Source organism: Methanococcoides sp. AM1 (assembly GCF_900774055.1).
GTDB lineage: Archaea > Halobacteriota > Methanosarcinia > Methanosarcinales > Methanosarcinaceae > Methanococcoides.
The window spans coordinates 34,025-58,899 of the sequence record NZ_CAAGSW010000004.1 but is presented as its reverse complement, the minus strand read 5'-3'; the positions used below and the strand labels follow the sequence as shown (position 1 = coordinate 58,899).

Below are 24,875 nucleotides of genomic sequence, written 5' to 3'. Positions count from 1 at the left end.
AGTATTTCATACAAAGAAAGAGGGCATAATTCCCCATCATTTCTTGTTCTTTGCAGCTGCAGACTGAGCATGTGCTTAAAAGTTCATGTAATATTGGGAATGAAGTCTTTAATATCGATTTTAATCCGGTTAGGAGAATTCGTTATTTCTATATAATCTTTTAACTGCTTTCTGAACTTATTGTATTCATTTAGATACTTTGCTTTATTCTTTATATCATCAAAATTTACAACATTTTCATAAGGAGAACCAAAATAAACTCTTACAATATTGCCAATAAAATAAGCTCCTTTATCCCCATTTATTAAAAATCGATACTCGTTTTCATGTTCCCAATTTGGGAATTTTCTCGTGATAATCTCTTTTACTGTTTTATTGTTACTAGAAGAATCGTTATCATACGTGATTTTTTTTATTTCGCCATTATCTATAGAATTCTCATTGGTAACTTCAATTTCAATAGCAACTCCCTTAAAACCACTTGCATAATAACCCCAAAGCAGTGGATTATTTAAAGCATTCCGATGACTTAATGAACAAAACACAGTAGCATTTTTTTCAGAAAATAAAGTATCAATTGATTCCTGGCAATAAGTTGAAAATACTCCTTCCATAGGATCATTATGATCCCATAATTTAGAACAGTAAAATTTGCCTTTTTCAATAATTTCTTTAGCGCGGTCGAATTCTTCCTTATTCGTTAATGATCTGAACTTTAATAATTTAAGGGGCTTAAATCTAACACCATCAACCTTTCTTCCATTGTCAGATATGGTTTCACCCAATTCAGCATTACCAGACAAAGCCAATAAATCCACAATATGAGGTGCTGTTTTTGTATCAGTCGATTTGTTATATTTTGTTTTTGCTATTTCTTTCAGTCTGCCTTCAAGTGAATTCACATTATAGTTTTCCGATATACTTGATCCAATAGGAACAAAATCACAACCATTAAGGAATGAGATGGCTTCCTTTAGTCTCCAATAATCAATATACAAAATGCTTCCTGATTCTAATTCATCTTCAGATCTAAATTGAAGCTTTATTTTTTGTTTAGACTCATTAAGATCTATTATTTTGAAATTTTTTGGAACTCTTTTACGTTGAAATACTCTTCTCGGAGATTCAAAATCTTTGTCTATATTATTTTTTAGAAAATCAATTAGTATCTCAAAGTAATTTACTGAAACCATCTTATACCTCCGCTTCATAATCTTATAAACAGTCAATAAAAAACTAATACAATTTAAGATTTTTGAAATGGTACTGTGTTTGACCTTTCCTCTAACAAAATACAAGTGTTGCTTGTCGGAGTGATGTCTAATAATTAGTATTTTTGGTTTATTTTAACATATCAGATAATTTTAAGTATGTATAATTTTATTTAAATTTAACATTCATTACCAAATATGAGGATTTAAGTTGAAAAAATTAAATGATTTAGTATCAGGAAGCATTTTGTATATTGATCATTGGAGACTAAAGGATTGGAGCAAAATAATAATAATTATATCGATTTTTCTTATTGGCGGTTTTACAATTTTGTATTCCATTGATTATAGTAGCATATGGGTACACGAACATATTGGAATCGATTCATACCAATTTGTTGGTAATCTCCATCTTACTAATGATGTAAACTATCAAAATTTAAATTATTCAATTGATCGTGATGTTAATTACAATGCAATTGAAAACCTGGAAGAAATAGTTGAAGTGCAGAAAAAACGATCAATCAAATTATTATTTCTAATTAGTCTAGGATATATATTAATTTTAGGAATAGCCATTTTCAGTTATTTTAAAAAAGATAGAATCGAACATAATTTTAATAAAGATTTTGAAAATAACATTATGGCAATTGTTGGGACTTTTTTAGGAATTTGTTTTGGTTTATCTTCGGGATCATATTTGCTTTTAATTTCTTTAAGAAAAGAATATTTATTTCAACTTCTAATATTAATCACTCAGAATATCCCTTATGAAAAACTTCCAATTGTTGAATGGGATGCTAGTTACCAAACGTTATGCATTAGTTACGTGGGATTTGGAATAATTTCTCTTTTATTATCATCTAGCTTATTGCTTCAAATTGTATACCTTAAATTCAAAATTAAAAATTTTAAACTTTGTAGTGATGCATATTTATTTACTGCTATTGCAATTGCTATCGAAGTATTCTATATTTTGTCCAAAGTTGATCATTATTACTAATGCTCTAACTATTTTTATATATTTAAATATATAAAAATATTATGCACAAGTATATGTACAAAATTGTTCAACTTCAACCTCTAACAAAATACAGATGCTGACGATCAGGGCAGTACATATCAAGCTCGATCTTCATACGCTGAATTAAATCACAGCAATACTTGGCAGCAACACCAAAGTTCTTCTTAAGCAACTTACAGAATTCCCTAGTAGTCATTCCATCGTAAACGTAGCCTTCAAGCTCCCGGAGAATTAACCTGGCAAACTCTTCTTCGTTTACCGAATCACATATTTCAGGCTCATCGATATGAGCAAACGTTTCCTTTTTCCTACTCATTAAACTCATCCACGCAACTTCAAATAAAACAGAACAATAAAAAACACTGAATTACATCTATAAACTTACAACATTAATTTTTAAATAAAAAAATAAGTTTTTATCTTCAAAGCTCAAAATTACTAATGTGATCCCGAAACTTTACTTTTATTCCCTTGGTATTTGGGTGCTGTTCATCATACCTGCCATACTGAATTGTATGTCAGGGGGGCTTTATGCACCCTATACAGATGAACTTCTTACCCACCAGATAAGTTCGGTGATCTTCTGCATGCTCATATTTGCAGTTACCTACGTTTTCCTGAAATATTCAGGTGTTTCGGGCACATCCATACAGTTTATTTATGTTGGTTTGATGTGGATGCGCCTGACAGTATCCTTTGAACTCTTCTTCGGACATTTTGTCATAGGTTATTCCTGGCAGCACCTGCTATATGATTACAATATCTTTGAAGGACGCATCTGGTTACTCGTGCTGATCGTAACAGCAACTTCTCCCTGGCTTGCCAACAGGATGATCGGTATTTCGACTAACAAAATTTCACAATGATATCTATAGGAAGTATGGGGGGAGTAATCATTATATGCCAGTAATGTACAATTTTAATTATTTAATGGGGGTTACATGAAACTAATTATCTTATCAGACACACATATTAAAGCCGGGCAGTCGCTTCTGGAGTTGTTGCCGGGTGACCTGGTCACAATTATGAAGAACAGTGATATCCTGATCCATGCAGGGGATTTTGAGACAATGGAATGTTACAATGAACTGGCAGGTTTAGGAGAACTTGTTGCAGTTCGTGGGGACACCGATGTACCTGAATTGATGGAACTTTTGCCTGAAAGGCAGGTCATTGAGGTTGAAGGTGTCAAAGTAGGTGTCATTCACAAGGGGCAACTGACATCTGACAACCCGGACGGTCTGCGCTATCTTGCAAAAGAGATGGGCGTAGATGTTCTGATCTTCGGGCATTTCCACCATCCGATCATCGAGGATTATGAGGTGCTTCTGCTTTCTCCTGGAAGTGCGATCGTACCTGGAGTTGCTGAACCCAGCGCTATACAACTTGACATCTCTGAGGGCAAAGTAAAGGGGAGTGTGATAAGGTGCGATGGGGATGTGTGCAGTTATTTTGAGTATGAAAGGAAGTGAGTTCAAAGTTCCTTATATCCCGATCCCATATTTACGGTGTTAATTTTGACCATTCAGATCTTCAACATAGGTCCGCAGTATTTCGGCAACACTCCATGCCTGTGAGATACATCCACCGGGTCTGTGTGGCGAATCGCCATCAAATATCTCGGAGATCGTTCCTATTCCAGCCTCATCAAGGTGAGCTTCAAAATGAACTAACAAGTGCCTGCAATATTCCAGACTTAACGGAGACTTGTTATTGACCTTTGCATATGCAGTAACGAAAGGTCCGAGTAACCATGCCCAGACAGTCCCGTTATGATATGCGTGGTCCCGGCAATCTATGCTACCCTGGTATCTTCCATTGTAGCGGCTGTCTTTCGGCGATAAGGACCTCAGTCCAAAAGGAGTTAATAGATCTTCCTTCACCTTTTCAACGATCATCATTTTCTTTTCATGATCAAGCATCGTGTAGGGAAGTGAGACTGCAAATATCTGGTTCGGCCTGACAGCTGCATCTTTACTGACCGACATATCCTCATTTACAGAAACGCAGTCATAAAGGCACATATCCTTCTGGTTCCAGAAAGTTTCAGTGAAGTTGCTCTTTGCCAGTTGAGCAATTTTCTGATACTTCTCTGTGTCTTCACCTAATATTTTTCCCAGCCGGATGGCAGTACATAGCGCATTATACCACAAAGCGTTTATCTCACAGGCTTTTCCTGCCCTTGGTGTGATCTCCATGTCCCCGATCTTCACGTCCATCCAGGTAAGCTGAGCATCATGCTCAATGAGTCCGTCCTCATCCATTCGAATTCCGTATAAGGTTCCCTCAGTGTAATTCTGAATTATGGACACAACTGTTTTCCACATTTCCCTGACAAAACCTGCATCCTTCGTATAGGAATAATATTTTCCAAGAGAATTGATGAACCACAGTGAAGCATCAACCGTATTATAATCGGGAGGGTAAATTCCATCATCGGAAAAACGGTTTGGTATGAGGCCTCCTGAACAGTTCTCAGAAAAGGTTGTCAGAATATCTTTTGCATCATTGAACCTTCCTGTTACAAGAGTAAGTCCCGGAAGTGATATCATCGCATCTCTTCCCCAATCCGCAAACCAGTGATAGCCTGCAATGATCGATCCTGAGCTGGTAGAACTGCGTTTAACAATGAAAGAATCTGCAGCATTAACGAGCTTCTGTGTGAAGTCACCCTTTAAATTGCAATGATCCTGCAAATCTTTCTGCCTTAGGAGTTCCCTTTCATATCCGGAATTAACAAATTCAGAATTGATATCCTTCTTTTTCAGTATTCTATCCGAGGCCACAACGAATAACTCACACGCAGGCTCATGAATTTGTTTTTCAAAATAGCCGGGGTTATAGAGGTCTTCCTGATAAGCTTCCCCTCGTTCACGTTCAACGTCATACTCGATATTATAGTTCCAGTAAGGTTTCCGTCTATACTGCATGTTGGATCGTAGCTGGAGAAGACCATCATCAGTTCCAAGCTGAACTCCTGTAGGATAATGTATTTCACTAAAACGGATGTCACCTGCTTTCCCAAGATGGTGAAAATCCCTGTTTGTAACAAGAGGTAATATCCGGAAAACGATATCCTCATTATCGGGATTGAACAGTTTATATTTTACAATTGTCGTGTTCTGTCCATAGATCATGAAAATGGTCTTTATCAGCCTGATGTTTCTGATGCTGTACTCAAAGGTGGGTAAAGGGGAAGCAGAAAAACGATCGAGATATTCGAAACCCGACGGGTAAATTGTATCGGGATAACTATGAGTTGCAAGATGATAGACCTCATGTCCGACAATGATCTCTTCATCAAGGGAAGAAAGCAGGACCCTTCGGTCAACCGGAGGGTTTGCAGAAGCTATCAGGAGTCCATGATATTTTCTTGAATTCTCACCAATGACAGTGGATGATGCATAGCCTCCGATGCCGTTCGTGATCAGCCATTCCCGGGAAATAGCAGAAGTATGGTCAAATTCACCATTATATGTTGCAAATGGATCCATCTGAATTACACCTTAAGATATATTCACTTCGAACTTAATATCTGTCACTCTTCTTTCAACTGGTCCAGAAGCAGTGCATTTTCAATAAATAGTGCACAACTCCAGCCCAAAGGCCTGGCCCATGCAGCTTTTCCTGTATTCCTGTCCACCTGCTCGGATAGGAGACCGGTACTCGTTGCACTCCTCATTGTCCATTTTATATATTCAATTGCTTTATTCACCAGCAGGTCATATTCATCATCCCTGTTCTTAAGCGATATAGCAAGAGTCAGCAAGGCACGGGAAAGCCATAGTGTTGTGACTACCCACGGGTTACCGCCGATATAATCATCATTTTCGTAACGTTTGATCCCAAAATAGCCATTGACCGAAACCCTGAGAGTCTTTTCAATATGCTCTATCATTGAGAGTATCATACCCTTTTCATCAGGATCAGTTGGTGACAGAAGACCAAAAGGAATGAAAGTGCCTATCATGCTCGAATCTATAGTTCTGTGGACATTGTTGTCAATAATACCCCGGGAAAAATAACCTTCCTTAAGCCACAGCTTATCAATGGTTTCTTTCCTGACCAAGTCAGCCCTGTCAGACCACTTTTTAGCGAGCATGTGTTCATCATTCTCTTCAGCCAGATGAGCAGCACCTTTCAGACCGGCATAGATAGCAGCATTTGTATAGCTGAATATCCCTTTTTCTGATTCCCACAGGCATCTGCATGGATCATGAAGGCCCTGCTCGGTCCTTCCCATAAGGTATTCTGCACCCTTCCAGACAGTTTCCCGGATGTTTTCCAGAGTTTCGTCTTTTTTAGTTCCTTCCAGTTCCCGATAATATCGATCAACTGCATAAAGCGTTGAACCGGTCTCATCTATCTGTGTAGTATCGTCGAAATTACCCCAGGAGGGTGCTTCCTTTCCATCAAGCCAGTATCTCTGGAACCATGATCCATCAGGAAGTTGTGTCCTTTTGCACCATCCAATGAACTTTTCTGCATATTCAGGATAGCCGGCATTCATCAGGGCAAGAACAGATTCTACTGCATCCCTGTTCCAGCAAAATCCATATCCTCCGCACATCTCAAAAGCAGGATCGAACTCAGGAGCAGCGATACATGATCCCTCATCGTGATCGGTCAGCAGTTTAAGGGAGAGTAATGAACGAGAGTATAAATTATTGAGCTCTTTTTTGATTAGTGGATCATCATCAAGTGCTGATAACTCCAGAGGTCGCTTCTTTGATAACCACTGATCTGAACTATCTTCAGATCCATGCATCATGTCAGCATTGGATTGTTTCAGAACATCGTCCATCAGGTCGTATATCAACTGTCTTTCTGAAGCAATGCCGATAAAAAGTGTGATCGTTACTGTTTCGCCAGACCGGAGGTTAAGGTCCCAGCCTATCGAATTGTCCATATCGCCTATATCTTCCATATTTTGCTGGAGCTTGCCATCTTCCATATCATTTCTGGCACTTGCAACCCATCCGTTCTCCTGTATCTTGCCGACATGCCATTCTTCAAATCCCGGAGCACTTGCCAGGCCGACGTAGAAGTTGTGCATGTATTGAACAAGAAGACCGCTGTTCACATCACAAAAAGCAGAGTTCTTTTTATGGGTTTCTCCAACCTGGAAATTAGAATAATAATAAAATTTGCCAGTGAAATGTTCTTTTGAGGTGATCTCATATTTCCTTACAAGGATCGTACTGGACTGATGCACAAAATCATGAATTGATACTTCGATACCGGAAAAATGGGACAGGTGGGTCTTAACTATGTTCGTATCACCCTGAAATTCCTGTTTCACATTCCATTCAGGAGAATCCAGCCATAGTAATTTTCCATTTTTGTAAATGCAGGCTTTGGACTCTCCAACGTGTTGAGCCCAATCTCGCCGGGGGTAAAAAAATCCCTGTAGATCGCCCTTTTGACCCATTGATATAAGCAGTTTATCATTGCCAAGTATGGCATTTGGATGCCGGATCAAACATATCGCTCCATTTTAGGATCCTTTCAGCTTATTCATTCATTATTCGTTCGTCTATTGATAATTCACTTATCAATTTCAGCCAGTTTCCTGAAAACACAGGATTTGAAATCCAATAATACTGCAATAAAATTTATTGCTGCATCATATGGTGATGTATGAATACTGAAATAAGAATGGACATCCCCATCACCCATCCATTTTGTGCTCATGTAGTAATAATGGTCGGAGGTCAGAAGATGCTTCCAGATGTTGATGAGTTCCGGGTCCTTTGTTCTTTTTACATAAGGGCCAAGCCGCTTTGCCTCTTCGAAGCATCTGCGTTGCATATCGTTGCCAAGCCATGCACTTGTATCTCTCTCCATATCTGCCCATGAAATTGTGTTAAAGTCTCCGACATCTATCTCTCCTACCGGTTCATATTTCTCAATGACTTCGGAAGGAGTATTGAACTCAAGACCCTTGCTAAGAACCTCATTCGGTAAAGCCCGGAGGAAATCAAAGATACCGGAGTCAGCCCATTGATGTTCACCAAAGGTCTCGTAATCCATGAAGATATTCAGGCAATCTCCTTGTTCCTTAGATGCCCAGCATGCCCACTTGTCAGCAGTTAATGGATACTCTTCCCACCATCTTGCTGAGAAACGATAACCTATGTCATCACTCATTTTATAATTCCTCATAAGAACGGCGATGTCACAGTCCTTTGCCTTGTAGACATGATTTGGAGACCGGGATTCCAGCAGCTGGTCAACACCTTCTGTAAGGATGGCTTTGTAACCCATGGAGGAGACAGTCTCTGCAACACTATTATTGTAAAGGAGTTCTGTGTTCCTGAAAACCTGTGGTTTTACACCAAGCAGGTCTGAAGTGAGATCATGGTGGGTTTTTATTTGTTCCCTGAACTCATCCTTGCTATCAAAAAGACCTGCAAGAGAATGATAATTTGTTTCATCAAGGAATTCCACACATTTTGAATCAGCAAGTTGGTTGAAAATATCAAGGACATCAGGATTCCATTTTTCACACTGGCTCAGAAGAGTTCCGGTTATTGAAACACTGAACTTGAAATTGCCTTCATGCTGGTCAACGAGTTCTGCCAGAAGAGTTGTAGCCGGAAGGTAGCACTTATTGGCAACCTTTTCAAAGATGTTCCTGTTTATTGCAACATCAAAATATCTTTCAAATCCTTTAGAGTCATCCGGCCAGAACCACTTTAAACGATAAGGCTGGTGGAGCTGGAAGTACATACACACAGATCTCATACTTTCACCTCCAGTATTGCACGTTTAAAGTCCGAGATCGCAGAGAAGATATTGACAGCCTTTTCATATCCATGATTATTGTTTTCATCCCCCATCTCCAGCAATATCTCACTTTGTTGAAAGTATCGATAGATACAATTCAATTTATTATATTCCGGAGCGTCCTTTATGGATTCCATGATATTTCCTATCTCGATCAGCTCATGCAGGTACAGATGCTGGGGATGATTGCCCATAAGATTATGCATACCATAACGGGAGGTTGACCTGTTCATGATAGAAGGTAGTTCCTTTGTCTTGAATTTCTTCAAAGCTTCTTCAGGTGTTACCATGGAAATCCCATATTTCTCAAAACTTTCCGGAAGATCTATCAAGAATTGGAGTATATCGCTCTTGTTCTGCTGATGGGCAAGGATAGAGCTATATTTGAAATGCAATGTCGTAACATCGCCTTCCATATTTGCTATCCATGAAGCAAATTTATCAGCTATCAAAGGATAGCTTATCCATTTCTGGTCTGAAAAGCGCAATTCTATGTCTTCACTTAGGGATATATGGCGCAACAATGTTGGTATTTGATCGCCATAAACGTGTTTTGGATCACTTCCATATAAGAGATTCTCCGAACCTTCTGAAATAAGGCACTTGAACTTCATTTCCTTAAGGATCGTACTGAGCTCCTTTGTAAGTATCAGTTCCGAATTTATGAAGGTCCGGGGATTAATGTTGAAGATATCTTTGATCTTGTTCCGATGCATTGAAACCTGTTCTTTAAATTCTTTATTATCAGGGAAAAGGGATGACACTGAATGATAATAGGGTGAGGCTGAAAAACCGGCACCCCTATCCTTAAGCTCCTGAAATGATCCAATTAAAGCAGGATTCCACTTACATTGATCTAAAAATATTCCGGATATATCAAACGTATACTTTGCTCCATTATCAATGGAATCCAGCAAAGCTTCATTCGCACGAATTATCTGCGGAGCATTTCGTTCCAGGCCAGAGAATATCTGGGGTTGGTCGAAATATGTTTCGAACTCCGCAGAGCGATAACCCTCAGATGGCCAATACCATTTGAGCACACAAGGTAGATGTACCTCTGAACAGATGCAAACTGACTGCATTCACAAGCCTCGTATTTTATTATATTTCCAATGCATTAGTCATTAATGCTATCGGAATTCATTTTTTGAGAGCATCAAGGTACGCTTCACTTGTTTGTTCTGCGATCTTGTGCCAGTTGTATTTGGTGTCGATAAGCTCTTTACCAGCCTGTCTCATGCTGCCATTGGAGAGATCATCAAGCACGTAATTTAAGCCCCATGCAATAGACTCCGAATTTTTGTAAACAAGGATGCCATCAACGAAATTATCGATTATTTGTACAGCATCTGTTGCAACGATGGTCCTTTCAGCATCCCATCCTTCAAGAACAACTATCCCGAAAGGTTCGTTCCTGCTTGGGATACAGAGAATATCACAGGCATTTATCCAGTCCCTGGCAGTTTCATCATCCGCATAGCCCAGGAAATGACAACAATCAGAACATTCTCCGGAACTTGCAAGAGACTCGCAGTGAGGGCGCATTTCACCTTCGCCAATGAAGATAAACTGAGTATCCCAGCGATGATCTTTCACTTTAGGAACTGCTTGAACAAGCAGATCAGGACCCTTCTGGTAGCTCATACGTCCTATGAACAGAACAACCGGTGCAAGAGGATGGATCCCAAATCTTTTTTTCACTTCTCCGGCGTCAACTTCCTTTTTCATTTTTCCGTGGAAGATACCATTTGGAATGATAGAGATCTTCTCATCAGGGATCTGATACAGGAACTTGACCTCGTCTGTAAGTTGTTGTGAAGTGGATATGACACTCGTGGCTTCATAACCGGCTTTCCATTCCCTGTGAGATATTTCCCTGGCTTCCCACCAGTCCCCATGTACATTACCGTTCCTTCCCCATTCGGTACTGTGATATGTGGTCATGAAAGGAATTCCAAATTCATATTTGATCCTTGAAACAACATTGAAAGGATGCCAGTCATGGACATGCAATATATCGAACTTGCCATGTTCCTCCGTAACATCAAGGAATCTTGAGTACATTGAATCACACATACTATCCATTTGCTGGACAAGTCCTCCGTCAAGAGAATGGTTCACACGATGGTAGTGAACTCCATTGACTCTCTCATATGGTTCAAGTTCATGATTTCTTGTAAATATATGCACTGAATGTCCCTTCTCAGCAAGAGCTTCTGCAAGTTCGGAAACATGCGGTGCTATACCGCCTACTTTTATCGAGTGTAAACTCTCCCAGGAGAACATCCCGATGTTCAAATTTTTCCCCATTTTTTTTCAACCCTAATTATTTTATATTCTTATGTAAATATGTCTATAAATATTTAAAATTATCATCTAAAGCGGCTTTAAAAATTGCCCTGAAGATAATTGACAGCCGTTTCAGGCGGCATTGTATTGATGAATACCTCGGTATTTTTCTCAAATCCCGCTGTCTTAGTTGTGACCGGCTGAATCTTTAAGTTAAAGTGATATCCAGTTTCATCCCGTAACTGATAGAACATGTAATTATAAGGGATCTCGCCAATGTTGTTCCATAGGCTTGATAAAGCAGAATGAATTGCTTTTCCAAGAGAGTTCAACTGGTCCTGGTCGAAACCAGATATGTGATTTATATGTACCTTAGGCAGAACCCACATCTCATATGGAACTTTTGAGCAATAAGGCGCTATAACCAGAAAATGCTCATTTTGATATATGGCCCTCTCACTTATCCCTTCTTTCTCTACAATATCACAATAAGGGCATCCTGAATATGAATCGATGGCTTTCATTTCTTCCATTAACACCGGAGGTTTGATTGGCATTGCTATCAGCTGTGAATGTGTATGTTCCAGAGATGCACCTGCCTTTTCTCCCCAGTTCTTGAAAAGTGAAACGTATTCTATCTTATCCATAGATTCGTAGTGTATTACACGATCCTGATATACCTTCATAAGTAATGCCATTTCTTCGTCGGAAAGATCGGGTATCACTTTCTCATGTGAAGGCATTTCGACGATAACTTCATGAAAACCATAGCCTGGAATCACATAGGGATCGGAATTGACTTCACTGGTATCCGGAGCAAGTGCAGGGTAAAGATTTGGTATGCAACGCACATCCCATCCTGTTATTCTTGAAACTTCGGAATCCTTCAGGATGTTACCATTTTTATAAACAGCAGTTGCAAGCGGTGTTTTATCTTCTTCACCGGCACAAAATACACATTTGCTGTTTGTTCCTTCTTTCTTTTCTGCTTTGAAAACCGAAGGTCTCTTACTTCTTCCGGGTGCAATTATGCAATACTCATCCAGAAAATAATGTTTACGTATCTCTGACATTTTCCCCATCATCCCCAATATAATATTCCAGGTTATTATATTATAGCTACTCTAGTTATTTTTTAGTAATATATCTCAGTCACCTTGCATCAGAGCACTGATCGCCTTTTACAGGTCCTTGTGCTCATGTTTTGGTTTTGTACCTGTAAGCATCTCGTAATATTGCTTAGTAGGCTCCTGCCAGTTCATGTCCCTGGCAAGGAGATTTGCTTCCTGGCATAGGAAATTGTATTTTGTCTTATCGTCAGTGTAAGTGTCTATAAAGTAATCCATGGTAAGTGCATAATCTGCTATCGTTTCAAGATAGGCCTGATCGATATTGTCAACTACCAGTACTCCTCCCATCCCCATCACAAGGCGCTTGACGGTCTTTAGTGCATCACTGAATCCACAGACCTTGCTCACAATACTGGGGGTTGCTTCCTTTCCTGCCTCAAGGCCGGTTAAGAGGAATGGCTCATAGCGGGATGGGAATATGCCGGCAATACAACCAGCCATGAACTCATCGACCGTCATGTTGAAACCACCATCATTATTAGACAACCATTGAGGATAAAGAATAGCAGAGACATACCTGTCACCATTTGGAAGTCTGGAACATTCAAGTCCTCTCTTTTCGATCATCCTTTGGATCCGCAACTCTTCACCGATCAGCGTCTCTTCATTGAGCATGATCGGGAAATTTTCCGGCAGATTCGTTTTTGGACCATGGGCAGTTATGATGAAACACACGACCCTGTAGTTCTCATTAAGCCTGCCGGCCTCGACCTCTATTCTTACCATCCTATCAAGAAGAAGAAGTGAATCGAGCAGGTCAGGATAGCCTTTATTTTCAATTTCTATCCTTGATATGGAGAATATCGGTATGATCCTTTCCGGTGACAGCTCTACGCTGTTATAGGTATTGTAAAGTTTACTGGAAGTTAACTCCTGGATCTGAGTTCGGAACTTTAGCTTTTTATTCCATAGTTCATCGATATCCTCTATGTCAATATCGATACCATTTCTCACAATAATGGAATCAATATCATAGAACAATTTGATCTCTTTTTTTGTAGAATCTCCCACAGCAGTTACAACATCTGCATATGAGGACAACGACTCAAGGGATGCCATGTTTTTTGGAACCCCATCGCCCCATGAACTGTCGTTATCACGTATTTTCTGGATGGAAAGATGTCCTGCAACTCTGCCTGGGATAGTTGCATGATAAGTTGCAACTGAATTAATAGGAACACCAATTTTCTTGAGCCTAGCAATTGTATAAAAGACACCGAACTCGTGGCAGTGCAATGAAACATGCCATGAAGGTATCAGGGAACTGGCAAATTCAGAGATCAGTTCATCCTCATAGGTTCTCGCTTTTTCTTCCCTGAGAGCTACAAGTGTATGGACAAATTCGGATATTGCATACGAAAGATTTAGGTAATGCGTATATTCTATCCTGTTACCCATGCCCTCATATGACAGGGAATCAAGCCCAGTGAGCTCATATGCTTCAGTTTTTATCTTATTTTCCAGACAGACATGTTTACCATTATATTCAATTATAGTCCTGCAGAAATCACTGGTCCTGAACATAAGGTAGATAATTTCGATCTCTTCTATCTTTCTGGCTCCAACAATAAGTTCTATACCTTTTTCCTGGAGCTTTTCGATGATAGTTGAAAGTCCTTCATCAGGAACGAAGTCTTCGAACTCACTCATATCTGTGATACGGTTCAGACCCTTGTTCCAATCCGAGCCACTATATCCATAATAAGGGCATGCAACAAAGATCTTTGGAGTTGACTCTTCATCTATGGTTCCGTCTTCAAGCATTTGAGCAAGATTCTTTACTTCAGCATCAATAACATTCCATATGCCGCCCATCTTATTGGACTTTGGACCAGCTTCTTCACCAGCAATAATAATACATTTACGTTCGAACATCCGGTACCCCCCGAACTTATTAATTGTCTTCAGATATTGGTGGGAGTACTATATTAGTTTTTGTAATGTTATCAATTATATTATCGATTTCTGAAGAAAATTGACCCGGGAATTATATCAACCTCCATTTTATCATATGGAATAAAATCTATATCCTATTATTACAATTATATGTACAAATATGTTAAATGTTGAGAGTATGGGGGTAAAAATATACTCAACAATGACGTTCCTGATTGCAGGGCAAAAGGCGATGAGCATAGCATCTATCTTGAAGAATTTCTCAAAAGGTTCGATGCTGATGCTGAAGGATTAACATCAGCTGAAGCCTTGGGCAGGCTGGATCTATGTGGAAAGAATATTCTTGAAAATATAGGAAGCGAATCAGCTCTTAAAAAGTACTTGAAACAATTCCACAATTTTTTCTCGGTCCTGCTTATCACAGGAGCTTTACTTTCATATACAGCAGAACTGCTGGACCCTGGAAAAGGAAACCTGTATATAGCGATCGCACTTTTTGGAGTTGTTATTCTTAATGCCACTTTTACCTTTATACAGGAATACTAGACCGAACAGATAATGGCGAGTTTCCGCCAGCTTATACCTCCTGTTGCTAAGGTTTTGAGGGATGGGAAAATTAAGGAGATCCTGGCATCTGAAGTGGTTGTAGGAGATGTCATATTCATTGAGGAAGGCGACAAGGTCCCCGCTGATGGAAGGCTAATTGAAGAAAATACCTTAAAGGTTGATAATTCGTCGCTGACCGGAGAGGCTGAGCCACAGTTACGCTCGCTTGAATGTACCCATCCAGACGTACTCGAATGCAGGAATATGATATTCTCAGGTACGCTTGTATTGATAGGGAACGGAAAAGCTGTTGTTTATGGGACTGGCCAGAACACGCAGATGGGAAAGCTTGCAACCCTTACGAAACAGACAACATCAGTTGAAACCCCTCTTCGCAAAGAGCTTAACACTTTCATTAAGATCATCTCTGTAATTGCAATATTTCTGGGCATATCCTTCTTTGCGATCGGCTTTGTAATTAATGACCTGTTCCTTTTGAATCTCATTTTTGCCATAGGTATAATCGTTGCCAATGTCCCCGAAGGTCTGCTTCCAACTGTGACCCTTGCCTTAAGCCTGTCCTCAAAAAGAATGGCAAAAAGGAACGCACTAATCAAACAGCTCGAATCAGTGGAAACACTTGGATCGACCACAGTCATCTGTACTGATAAGACCGGGACACTGACCCAGAACAGGATGGCGATACATTCGATGACCTTGGGCTTTGAACAGATCGATGTTGCAAATGAGGAAGTTCCGCCAGACAGTTTACTGAAAGTAGCAGTACTTTGCAATAATTCAAGACTTACTGAAGGACCGGTGGGATACAAGGGAGATCCCACCGAAGGGGCTTTGTTGATGTACGCATCAAAATTCACGGACATTGATGTGATGCGGAAAAATAATACTCGTTTGAAAGAGTATTCGTTCGATTCCCTGAAAGAAAGGATGCAGGTCATTTACCAGACCGATTCGGATGAAAAGGAATCCTACCTTAAAGGAGCAAGCGAAGTGGTTGTCAAAATGTGTGACCATATCCTGATGAACGGAGACGAAGTACCTATTACCGAAGAGGATAGGAACGATCTTCTTGACATGCATTTGAAGATAGCTGAAAGGGGAGAGCGTGTGCTTGCTCTTGCATATCGCAGGGCTGAAGGGGAAATTGAATATGATGCAGGTTTTACATTCATCGGTTTTGCCGGAGCGGTCGATCCTCCCAGACCGGAGGTAAAAGATGCTATTCAAAAATGCCATCGGGCTGGAATTAAGGTAGTAATGATAACAGGCGACCACCCGGTAACTGCCGTTTCTATCGCCAAGACCGTGGGCTTCAGTAGCAATAACCATGAACCGATGATGATCACGGGTGCTGAGCTGGATGAATTATCACTCGATGAACTTTCAGAAAAATTAAAGGCACCGGATATTATATTCGCACGAACATCCCCGGTCCAGAAGTTGAAGATAGTACAGGCATTCCAGGCAATGGGAGAGATCGTTACCATGACCGGGGATGGTGTCAATGATGCTCCTGCAATAAAGAATTCAGACATGGGAGTAGCCATGGGAAGTGGTACGGATGTTGCAAGGGAATCTGCTGATATGATACTTCTTGATGATAACTTTGCCACCATCGTAAATGCAGTGGAAGAAGGAAGGACCGTCTTTGATAACATCAAGAAGTTCATTGCCTACATCCTTACAAGCAACATCCCGGAAATACTGCCATTCATTGCATTTGTCCTGCTTGCGATCCCCCTGCCTATGAACGTGCAATTGATCCTTGCTATCGACCTTGGTACGGACATACTCCCGGCACTTGCCCTGGCTGTTGAGAAAGGCGAAGGGGATATAATGAACCGGCCTCCCCGCTCAAAATATGAAAAACTCCTGACGCCCCAGGTACTTCTGACATCATACGGAATGAAAGGACCCATAGAGGCCCTTGCAGGCTTTACTTGTTACTTTGCAGTACTTCTGGACGGCGGATGGACATGGGGACAGGCATTGCTGAGCACTGAGCTTCTGTACAGGCAGGCAATAATGGCATTTTTTGCTGCGGTCATAATATGCCAGGTCGCAAACCTGCTCGTATCCCGCACAAGGGTGGAATCAGCATTCTCAAAGAACCTGTTTACGAATAAAATGATAATGCTGGCGATAGTGAGCGAATTAGTGATACTTTCCATGATAATGTTCTATCCGTTCGCAAACACGATATTTGGAACAGCACCTGTTTCGGTGGAATATCTTCTACTTGCAGTACCGTTTGCAATATTGTTATTCGTACAGGATGAGATCAGGAAATATTACATCAGAAAGGGATCATTGCTTGCAAAAGTTTTCCTGAAGTGGTGATCTCATTGAACCATGATACTCGAAAGTGATGGGGTTAGTTCCCCTCTCAAATCCACTACGATAAATAAAATATGGACTTATCAAAAGTAATTTATAAGTAGTTATATTCTTGGACAGAACAATAAGTTAACAAAAAGAAAAATGGAAGGGGATCACTCGCCCAACCACTCGTTTACCTTTTCAGGATTGTTCTCTATCCATTTTGCCGCTGCTTCCTCTGGAGACATGTCACTCTCCATGTCAAGCATTACCGACTGTATATCTTCATGTGACCAGTGGAACCTTGTAAGCACGCCATATACTTCCGGCATGTCCTCTTCAAGACCCATGCGTGCAAGGGTGTCCACATTATCTGCCTGACCAAATACACCTTCCGGATCATCGAGGTACTTGAGATCCCAGCGGCCAAATGACCAGTGTGGTGACCAGAGTGTAACAATTATAGGCTCTTCATCAGCAATGGCCCTGCTAAGCTCGGCAGTCATTCCAGCTGTACTGCTTGAGATAAGTGTGTAATCAAGTTCGTATGCCTCAATTGCATTTTCGGTATTCTGCATGATCCCTGCACCAGGATCGATACCTATTATCTCAGAATCGAATGCATCCTTGTTGGCGTTGAGCTCTTCGATAGAATCAACTTCAACATATGTAGGAACTGCAATTCCCAGTTGGCATCCTTCAAGATTGTGTCTGACGTTGACAACCTGGTCACCATATTGGTTCCAGTAGTTTTCCTGAGTGACAGGTAACCATGCGGATGTTGTAAAATCAAAGTCTCCCTGTGAAAGACCCTGGTAAAGTGCACCTGCGTCAACTGCTACGATTTCCACATCATAACCCTTCATCTCAAGCACCTGTTCTATCACATTGGTGCTTGCGATCTCTCCGTCCCAGAGAACGTATCCAACTTTTACTTTTTCAGAAACAGTTGCATCTTCGTTTGCATCTCCCTGCTCTGCACAACCAGCTGCAACAAGAGTTAGTATCAATACTAGGATCAACATAAATGATTTCATTTTACTTTTCAAAATATCACAAACTTTAAAATATTCTCCAATTTTTTTCATACAGTTATCATACGGCATTGCCGCTATGAAAGATAGATGCATCTTACTTAGGCGTAAGATGCTGTGTGAACCTGTCAAGTATGACCGCAATGATCACAATTCCAAGTCCTGCTTCGAATCCCTGACCGATATCGACCCTCTGTATGCCGATAAGGACCTGATATCCCAGACCTCTTGCACCGATCATGGCAGCTATTACCACCATTGAAAGTGAAAGCATTATACACTGGTTGACACCTGCCATAATACTTGGCAGTGCAGTTGGAAGTTCCACCTTGACCAGTTTCTGCAATGGGGTCGAACCAAATGCATCGGCGACCTCTGTCAGTTCCTTCGGGACCTGCCTGATGCCCAGGTTTGTAAGCCTGATGGCCGGAGGCATTGCGAAAACGATCGTTGCAACCAGTCCGGGGACATTTCCAAGTCCGAAGAATATGACAGCAGGAATAAGGTACACAAATGAAGGCATTGTCTGCATCAGGTCAAGTATTGGCTTGATCACATGGAATGCCACTTCATTCTTTGCTGAGATTATTCCCAATGGTATTGCAACAAGTAATGCAAGGAAAGCCGATGCAAGTACAAGTGCAATCGTTTCCATAGACAATTCCCACAGTCCCATATTATCTATCAGGAGTAGACCAACAGCACTTCCAATTGCAAGTTTTCGATCTTTCTTACCAATGAAATATGCAGCAATTGCAACGATCAGTGTGAATAATATAGGAGGGAACAAAAGCAGTATATCATTAAGACCGGAGATCATGTAATCGGTCACATCACTGAACAGGTCCAGAGCCATTCCAAAATTATCATCGATCCAGTTGACCAGAGTTTCCGCACCCTCGCCAATCGGGATCTTAGGCATATCCATTGATCACACCTCCTCGATCGCAAGTGCACCGAGTACACTTCCTCTTACAATTATTCCAATAAGTTTTCCATCTTCTTTTGCAACTCCAAGGGGAGAACTGTTCTCTATTACCGGGATAAGTTCATTTAAAGGAGTATCCGGATGAATGATCGTGACATCATCGGACATAATATCCCTAAGGCTCTTTCCTTCTTTTGAACCTTTTAGTGCATCATCTACTGTCATGATACCCTCAACGTGCTTTTCCCTGTTCACGACAAAAATAGAGGATATACCATGTTCTCTCATCAATTGCAAAGCAACTTTCGGACCGGAGTTAATTGATACCACTGGTTCGGCACGTTTCATTACCGCTTCTGCAGTAAATATCTTGGTCCGGTCAACACCTGCCACGAACCTTGAAACATAATCATCAGCAGGTTCTGTAAGGATCTCTTCAGCAGTGCCGATCTGGGCGATGTTCCCGTCATTCATTATCATGATACGGTCACCCAGTTTCAGCGCTTCATCAAGGTCATGAGATACAAAAACGATCGTCTTTTGCATCTTATCCTCCAGTGCAAGCAATTCATCCTGCATCTCGCTTCTTATAAGGGGGTCAAGAGCGCTGAAAGCCTCATCCATCAGAAGGATATCGGGATCATTTGCGAGTGCTCGTGCGAGTCCGACCCTTTGCTGCATCCCTCCGCTAAGCTGGGAGGTCTTGCTTTCCCCATAGCCCTTCAGACCAACAGTTTCGATAGCTTCATTCGCCTTAGCATACCTCTCTTCCTTTGATACACCTTGTATCTCGAGACCGTATGCAACATTGTCCAGAACTGTTCTGTGAGGAATAAGTGCAAAATTCTGGAAAACCATTCCCATCTTTTTCCGACGCATCTCTCGCAGTTCCTCTGAACTTGCCGTGGCTACATCGTTACCATCGAGGAGGATATGTCCGTCAGTGGGATTAATCAGGCGGTTAATACATCGCAAAAGAGTAGATTTTCCAGAGCCTGAAAGGCCCATAATTACAAAGATCTCGCCTTCGTAGATATCGAAATTGATATTGTAGAGTCCAACGTTTTGTCTGGTCTTTTCAAAGATTTCACGCTTTGAGAATCCCTTTTCAATAAGAGAAAGTGCTTTTTTGGGCTTTTTCCCAAAAATCTTAGTTAGGTTTCGTACTTCAATTTTCTTTTTTGGCTTTTGGATACTAAAATCTCCAGTTAACATTGAATGCATTCTCAATGCTGAATAAAAACTTATTGAGGTCTTAATTTCGTTGGCTCTAATCAGTGAAACGATGTGTTATATATTTTGGGGTTGCAAAATATATCGATTGGAGTGTCCACAGATCATTTACAAATTTAATAATGGTTCAGTGATCACAAGAACACATCGGACCTGAACAACGATATCAGGAAGATCAGATAAAGCAAGATCAGTGCTATTCCTTCTATTCTCCTGATCTCCCAGTGAGTATTAATGAACCATAACAAAACTACGCTGATCATGATCATGAACGGGATCGTGAACATAATACTGAGTCCTGTTATTTCGAGAGGGAATACAAATGCAGAGATTCCCAGTACCAGGAAGATATTCGTGATGTTGGAGCCGATAACATTTCCTATCGCAATATTACCATAACCTTTACGTGCAGCAGATATTGTAACCATAAGTTCAGGAAGTGAAGTTCCTACTGCAACCAGTGTGACACCAACAAAGGTGTCAGGGACCTGAAAGAGTTGTGCAAAGAATATCGCTTCGTTGACAAAGTATCTGGCACCAAATATTACTGCTATTCCGCTAACAGCGAGAATAAGAAGATCTTTGGAAATGTCACTGCGATCCCTTTCAGTCTCTTTTTTATCATCGGAGTTAAAGCCATTGATGCCCTCTCTGATACGATTGTTCATTGACTCTACATATTTGAATTTGACAAAATAACTTATAAATTCCTTGAAATAGGACTTACCTTCATATTTTGACTTGTCCTCGAACAAAAAGAAAACGTAAGCTACGTAAAAAAGGATAAGGATAACTGCTTCACCTCTTGATAGTTGCAGATCAAATGCAAAAAGCAGGAAAAGCGTGGAAGCAAAAAGCATAATGTATCCATCTCTTTTCAGCATATCTGAATCGGTCTTCACTACAGCAATGATCGCAGCACAGCCGACTATAAGGGCTATGTTCGCAATATTCGAACCTACGACATTTCCGACAACAATTCCACTGGATCCTGAAAGTGAAGCCGCTATAGAGGAAGCAAGTTCAGGTATTGAAGTTCCAATCGCAACAAGAGTCAGCCCGATAATAAATTCTGAAACCCCAAGTTTTTTTGCAATAGCAGATGCTGAACTGACAAAAAGGTCCGAGCCTTTTACCAACAGTATCAGGCCGATAAGCAGGATAGCGACATTTGATAGCATCAGCTTGTTATTTGAAAGCATTTCTATTAATATTTGTGTATCATGTCCTCATTTTTGTGTATGATATTGTGAATAATAGGGATCATAAATTGGATGAAATTATAGTCTATACGTATATTTATATGCAAGATTGATGTTTAATGAATAAGAGAACTTAGACATTATATACATTATAAAGGAGTTTAATGCTTTGAGTGATAATGAACCTATTAGATTGGGATTTGTTGTAGCTGAGTTTAACAGGGACCTGACATACCAGATGGAGCTTTTGGGAGCAGAGCATGCAAAGTTCCTTGGCGCTGAGGTCATAGACACTATTCTGGTACCTGGCGTATATGATATGCCTCTTGCTATCAAGAAGCTTTGCAAGCGAGACGACATCGACGCTGTTATCACAATTGGTATTGTGATCGAAGGTGCTACAAAGCACGACGAGATCGTTGTACAGCATGCTGCAAGGAAGATCACCGACCTTTCACTGGAATTTGACAAACCTGTGACACTTGGTATTGCAGGACCTGGCATGACACGCATGGAAGCACACCAGCGTGTGGATTACGCAAAACGTGCTGTTGAAGCTGCTGTAAAACTTGTCAGGCGTCTTAAATAACCTGGACCATTTCAGATCGAACTTTAAAAACGATATAACAAAGGGTAATTCCTATGCCATCATCAAGACTTGAGCGTGTAGAAGAATCGGCAACGATCAAGATCGCAAACGCTGCCAACAAGCTGAAAAGTGAAGGTATCGATATCATCAGTTTCAGCCTCGGTGAACCGGATTTTGACACTCCTGAACATATTTGCAAGGCAGCTGCCGACGCAATGTACCGTGGTGAAACACATTATGCACCATCCAACGGTATTCCGGAACTCAGGGAAGCAATTGCAAACAAGCTTGTAAATGAGAACAAGCTTGATCTTACACCAAATGATGTACTTGTCACTCCTGGTGCAAAGCAGGCGATCTTTGAGATCATCATGTCAGTCCTCGACGATAATGATGAGGCTATCCTTCCTGATCCTTCCTGGGTATCCTACAGTCCCTGCATCAAATTTGCAGGTGCAAATCCCGTATGGGCGCCTACTGATCCGGATAACGGATTCATGCCTTATGGAATTGAGGAACTCATAACTGACAAGACAAAGCTCATCATCGTAAATTCCCCATGCAATCCAACAGGAGGAGTGTATGATAAAGAGATGCTCAAGACAGTTGCAGACCTTGCTATCGACCACGATCTGCTTGTGATCTCCGATGAGATATACGAGAAGATCATCTATGATAAAAAGCACATCAGTATGGGCTCACTGGATGGCATGCACGACCGTACCATAACAGTTAACGGCTTTTCAAAAGCATATGCTATGACCGGCTGGAGGCTTGGTTACGTGGCAGCTATACCGGAACTGATGAGCGGTTTCAAGAAGATCCATTCCCACTCCGTAAGTAGTGCTACAACATTCGCACAGTTTGGTGGCGTAGCAGCACTGGAAGGACCTCAGGAACCTGTCAATAACATGATCACGGAATTCAAGGCAAGACGGGATATCCTTATCGATGGCCTGAACAGGATCGGCTTAAAGTGCAAGAAACCCGACGGTGCTTTCTACGCATTTGCCGATGTAAGTGAGTTCGGCAATGGTGATGAAGTAGCAGACAAATTGCTACAGGAAGCACACGTAGCAGTAACTCCGGGATCAGGTTTCGGATCAAGCAGTAAGGATTTCATAAGGATCTCCTATGCTACATCACAGGAAAGGATAAGGGAAGCACTTCAGAGGATAGAGGAAACACTCCTCTAAGTCTTTTTATTTTATATCTATTTTTTAGATCCCCATTCGATCCGGGATCGATCGCTTGATCAATACTAATATCAGTCTCTACTCTCGCAGTATCGCTCGAGTATTTTATTGACAATTCTCCCACTGCTGTATAGTGGACACTTCAGTGATTCATCGATGCGTGTGACCTTTGCCTTAAAGCCTCTTTCTGTCAGGCTTTTCTGAAGTTCCTCAATATCAAAGGTCTGGTCGTGACCAAGAACGATAATGTCGGGGTCGATCTCGTACAAAGGCTCGAAAATATCCTTTTCACTTCCAAGTAATGCTTTATCTACTACTCTTAAAGCACTTATCACATCAAGTCTCTGTTCTTCAGGAACAATGGGCTTTGCTTTGTGCCTTATCATGGAATCCCTTGCAACCAGAACATAAAGCTCATCACCACGAGCACGGGCACTACTTAAGAAGAAAACATGTCCGGGATGTAAAATGTCAAAAGTTCCTGTGGCAAGTACTCGTTTCACGAAAGATCACCCTAGATATATGGATAAATGGATTTATAGATCGATGGATCTTACAGTTCAGGTAATGCACACAACCTTAATAATATTATGCAGGGGACAAGCAACATGGAATTCGACTGATCAGTGTTCCCTTTTCAAAACTTCATTGCGGAACTTCCTGTAGCAGCCTTCAATGAGGCCAAGCTCTCCCTCGATATTCAGGATATCAAAGTCGAATATCTCAGCGAACTCCTTAACGATATCATCGAACTTCTTTTCATAACGCAGTCCGGTATCCAATTTTGCTACTTTCTTGTAGCCGACTGCATCAAAAACGAATTTAGAAGTTTCAGTATCATTTGGGTCCTTTCCAAAACCACCGGCAACAAGCATATCTCCCCAGTTCGCAGCCCACATGGGTGTCAGGAAAAAAGTACCTATTCCTTTGAAGCTCTTGAGGTGATGCAGGTATGCCTCTCTGCCTCCAAGCACTGCCCCGATGCAATCATCGATGATCTCGCCGTTCTCTTCCTTGAGAATACAGATCTTGCATTCAAGATCCTCGAGATCGCTTTCAACATCACCCAGGACATTACCGCAAAGTCCATAGAACAAAAGTATACCTTCCGAGTAAGATGACATGCCCTCTACTTTCTTATATACCTCGGATTTGAGGTTGGTGGGTATAGCATGTAATGCAAATTCAAGTATATTCACAATAAAGCAATAGGATTCAGTACACTGATCTGAGCACATGGATGCCAGTTTGCTTTCAGGTATAAGTTTGTAAGAAACCCCTATGTCATCAAGCTTCTTTACCAGACCTTCACAGTCCTTGTTCTCGACAACGATCAGATTATCTATCAAAGGATCATGTTCAACAAGATGAACGATCTCATCTTCGAACATCCTGCATCCTATCAGGCTTATTACAGGCATAGTTTACTCCTCTTTTACAGTAGATAATGTTGCAGGTCGGAACT

At 40.9% G+C, this 24,875-nt stretch carries 22 protein-coding genes; 7 read left to right on the top strand and 15 right to left on the bottom strand.

What is annotated here, in order from left to right; translation table 11 throughout:
* Nucleotides 1–83 precede the first annotated feature (83 nt).
* Nucleotides 84–1,193, bottom strand: a complete 1,110-nt coding sequence (locus tag E7X57_RS07425; RefSeq protein ID WP_167880934.1) for a DUF2971 domain-containing protein — start codon at nt 1,191–1,193, stop codon at nt 84–86.
* A 229-nt stretch (nt 1,194–1,422) separates the two neighbouring features.
* On the opposite strand from E7X57_RS07425, the gene E7X57_RS07420 reads away from it, so the two are divergent.
* Complete coding sequence (locus tag E7X57_RS07420) at nt 1,423–2,214, top strand: hypothetical protein (protein WP_135612200.1); 792 nt, start codon at nt 1,423–1,425, stop codon at nt 2,212–2,214.
* A gap of 73 nt (nt 2,215–2,287) precedes the next feature.
* Here the strand turns inward: E7X57_RS07420 and E7X57_RS07415 are convergent, their stop codons facing one another.
* A complete protein-coding gene (locus E7X57_RS07415; RefSeq protein ID WP_135612198.1) occupies nt 2,288–2,551 on the bottom strand; it encodes a hypothetical protein in 264 nt (87 codons plus the stop codon).
* A gap of 127 nt (nt 2,552–2,678) precedes the next feature.
* Between E7X57_RS07415 and E7X57_RS07410 the strand changes: the two genes are divergently transcribed.
* Nucleotides 2,679–3,101 carry a hypothetical protein gene (locus E7X57_RS07410; RefSeq protein ID WP_135612196.1) on the top strand — a complete coding sequence of 141 codons (423 nt, stop codon included), beginning with the start codon at nt 2,679–2,681 and terminating at the stop codon, nt 3,099–3,101.
* 75 nt (nt 3,102–3,176) lie between these two features.
* Nucleotides 3,177–3,707, top strand: coding sequence for a YfcE family phosphodiesterase (locus E7X57_RS07405; RefSeq protein WP_135612194.1), 531 nt, complete (start codon nt 3,177–3,179; stop codon nt 3,705–3,707).
* 39 nt (nt 3,708–3,746) lie between these two features.
* Here the strand turns inward: E7X57_RS07405 and E7X57_RS07400 are convergent, their stop codons facing one another.
* From E7X57_RS07400 to E7X57_RS07370, 7 genes are all read right to left on the bottom strand, one after another.
* The gene (locus tag E7X57_RS07400; RefSeq protein ID WP_135612192.1) at nt 3,747–5,729 is read right to left on the bottom strand and encodes an amylo-alpha-1,6-glucosidase; all 1,983 of its coding nucleotides are present in this window, start codon (nt 5,727–5,729) and stop codon (nt 3,747–3,749) included.
* Between the two features lie 44 nt (nt 5,730–5,773).
* A complete protein-coding gene (locus E7X57_RS07395; protein ID WP_371413178.1) occupies nt 5,774–7,537 on the bottom strand; it encodes a glycoside hydrolase family 15 protein in 1,764 nt (587 codons plus the stop codon).
* 245 nt (nt 7,538–7,782) lie between these two features.
* Complete coding sequence (locus E7X57_RS07390) at nt 7,783–8,982, bottom strand: glycoside hydrolase family 57 protein (protein ID WP_135612188.1); 1,200 nt, start codon at nt 8,980–8,982, stop codon at nt 7,783–7,785.
* Nucleotides 8,979–10,109: a glycoside hydrolase family 57 protein gene (locus E7X57_RS07385; RefSeq protein ID WP_135612187.1), complete on the bottom strand. Its 1,131-nt coding sequence runs from the start codon at nt 10,107–10,109 to the stop codon at nt 8,979–8,981. The genes E7X57_RS07390 and E7X57_RS07385 overlap by 4 nt, the downstream gene beginning before the upstream one ends.
* Nucleotides 10,110–10,167: 58 nt before the next feature.
* Nucleotides 10,168–11,337 (bottom strand): glycosyltransferase family 4 protein, encoded by a 1,170-nt coding sequence (locus E7X57_RS07380; RefSeq protein WP_135612185.1) that lies wholly within the window; start codon nt 11,335–11,337, stop codon nt 10,168–10,170.
* A gap of 77 nt (nt 11,338–11,414) precedes the next feature.
* On the bottom strand, nt 11,415–12,389 hold the full coding sequence (locus tag E7X57_RS07375; RefSeq protein WP_135612183.1) for a DUF4931 domain-containing protein: 975 nt from the start codon (nt 12,387–12,389) through the stop codon (nt 11,415–11,417).
* A 108-nt stretch (nt 12,390–12,497) separates the two neighbouring features.
* On the bottom strand, nt 12,498–14,321 hold the full coding sequence (locus E7X57_RS07370; RefSeq protein WP_135612181.1) for a glycogen synthase: 1,824 nt from the start codon (nt 14,319–14,321) through the stop codon (nt 12,498–12,500).
* 213 nt (nt 14,322–14,534) lie between these two features.
* Here E7X57_RS07370 and E7X57_RS12955 point away from each other — a divergent pair, with 213 nt between their 5' ends.
* Both E7X57_RS12955 and E7X57_RS07365 read left to right on the top strand, forming a co-directional pair.
* The gene (locus tag E7X57_RS12955; RefSeq protein WP_371413189.1) at nt 14,535–14,888 is read left to right on the top strand and encodes a cation-transporting P-type ATPase; all 354 of its coding nucleotides are present in this window, start codon (nt 14,535–14,537) and stop codon (nt 14,886–14,888) included.
* A gap of 12 nt (nt 14,889–14,900) precedes the next feature.
* Complete coding sequence (locus E7X57_RS07365; protein WP_371413177.1) at nt 14,901–17,249, top strand: cation-translocating P-type ATPase; 2,349 nt, start codon at nt 14,901–14,903, stop codon at nt 17,247–17,249.
* A gap of 152 nt (nt 17,250–17,401) precedes the next feature.
* On the opposite strand, the gene E7X57_RS07360 is transcribed toward E7X57_RS07365, so the two are convergent.
* The 4 genes from E7X57_RS07360 to E7X57_RS07345 all read right to left on the bottom strand — a co-directional run bounded on the left by E7X57_RS07360 (nt 17,402) and on the right by E7X57_RS07345 (nt 21,604).
* Entirely contained in the window at nt 17,402–18,265 is an 864-nt protein-coding gene (locus E7X57_RS07360) for a glycine betaine ABC transporter substrate-binding protein (protein WP_244603636.1), read from the bottom strand.
* Nucleotides 18,266–18,359: 94 nt separating this feature from the next.
* The gene (locus tag E7X57_RS07355; RefSeq protein ID WP_135612177.1) at nt 18,360–19,190 is read right to left on the bottom strand and encodes a proline/glycine betaine ABC transporter permease; all 831 of its coding nucleotides are present in this window, start codon (nt 19,188–19,190) and stop codon (nt 18,360–18,362) included.
* A gap of 3 nt (nt 19,191–19,193) precedes the next feature.
* Nucleotides 19,194–20,405: a glycine betaine/L-proline ABC transporter ATP-binding protein gene (locus tag E7X57_RS07350; protein WP_135612175.1), complete on the bottom strand. Its 1,212-nt coding sequence runs from the start codon at nt 20,403–20,405 to the stop codon at nt 19,194–19,196.
* Between the two features lie 152 nt (nt 20,406–20,557).
* A complete protein-coding gene (locus tag E7X57_RS07345) occupies nt 20,558–21,604 on the bottom strand; it encodes a calcium/sodium antiporter (protein ID WP_210409046.1) in 1,047 nt (348 codons plus the stop codon).
* Between the two features lie 190 nt (nt 21,605–21,794).
* Here E7X57_RS07345 and ribH point away from each other — a divergent pair, with 190 nt between their 5' ends.
* Complete coding sequence (gene ribH, locus E7X57_RS07340; protein WP_210409045.1) at nt 21,795–22,214, top strand: 6,7-dimethyl-8-ribityllumazine synthase; 420 nt, start codon at nt 21,795–21,797, stop codon at nt 22,212–22,214.
* A 53-nt stretch (nt 22,215–22,267) separates the two neighbouring features.
* On the top strand, nt 22,268–23,410 hold the full coding sequence (locus tag E7X57_RS07335; protein ID WP_135612173.1) for a pyridoxal phosphate-dependent aminotransferase: 1,143 nt from the start codon (nt 22,268–22,270) through the stop codon (nt 23,408–23,410).
* A 71-nt stretch (nt 23,411–23,481) separates the two neighbouring features.
* On the opposite strand, the gene E7X57_RS07330 is transcribed toward E7X57_RS07335, so the two are convergent.
* Together E7X57_RS07330 and E7X57_RS07325 are read right to left on the bottom strand one after the other, a co-directional pair.
* Nucleotides 23,482–23,913, bottom strand: coding sequence for an adenylyltransferase/cytidyltransferase family protein (locus tag E7X57_RS07330; protein WP_135612171.1), 432 nt, complete (start codon nt 23,911–23,913; stop codon nt 23,482–23,484).
* 120 nt (nt 23,914–24,033) lie between these two features.
* Complete coding sequence (locus E7X57_RS07325; RefSeq protein ID WP_135612169.1) at nt 24,034–24,831, bottom strand: DUF1638 domain-containing protein; 798 nt, start codon at nt 24,829–24,831, stop codon at nt 24,034–24,036.
* Between the last annotated feature and the right edge of the window lie 44 nt (nt 24,832–24,875).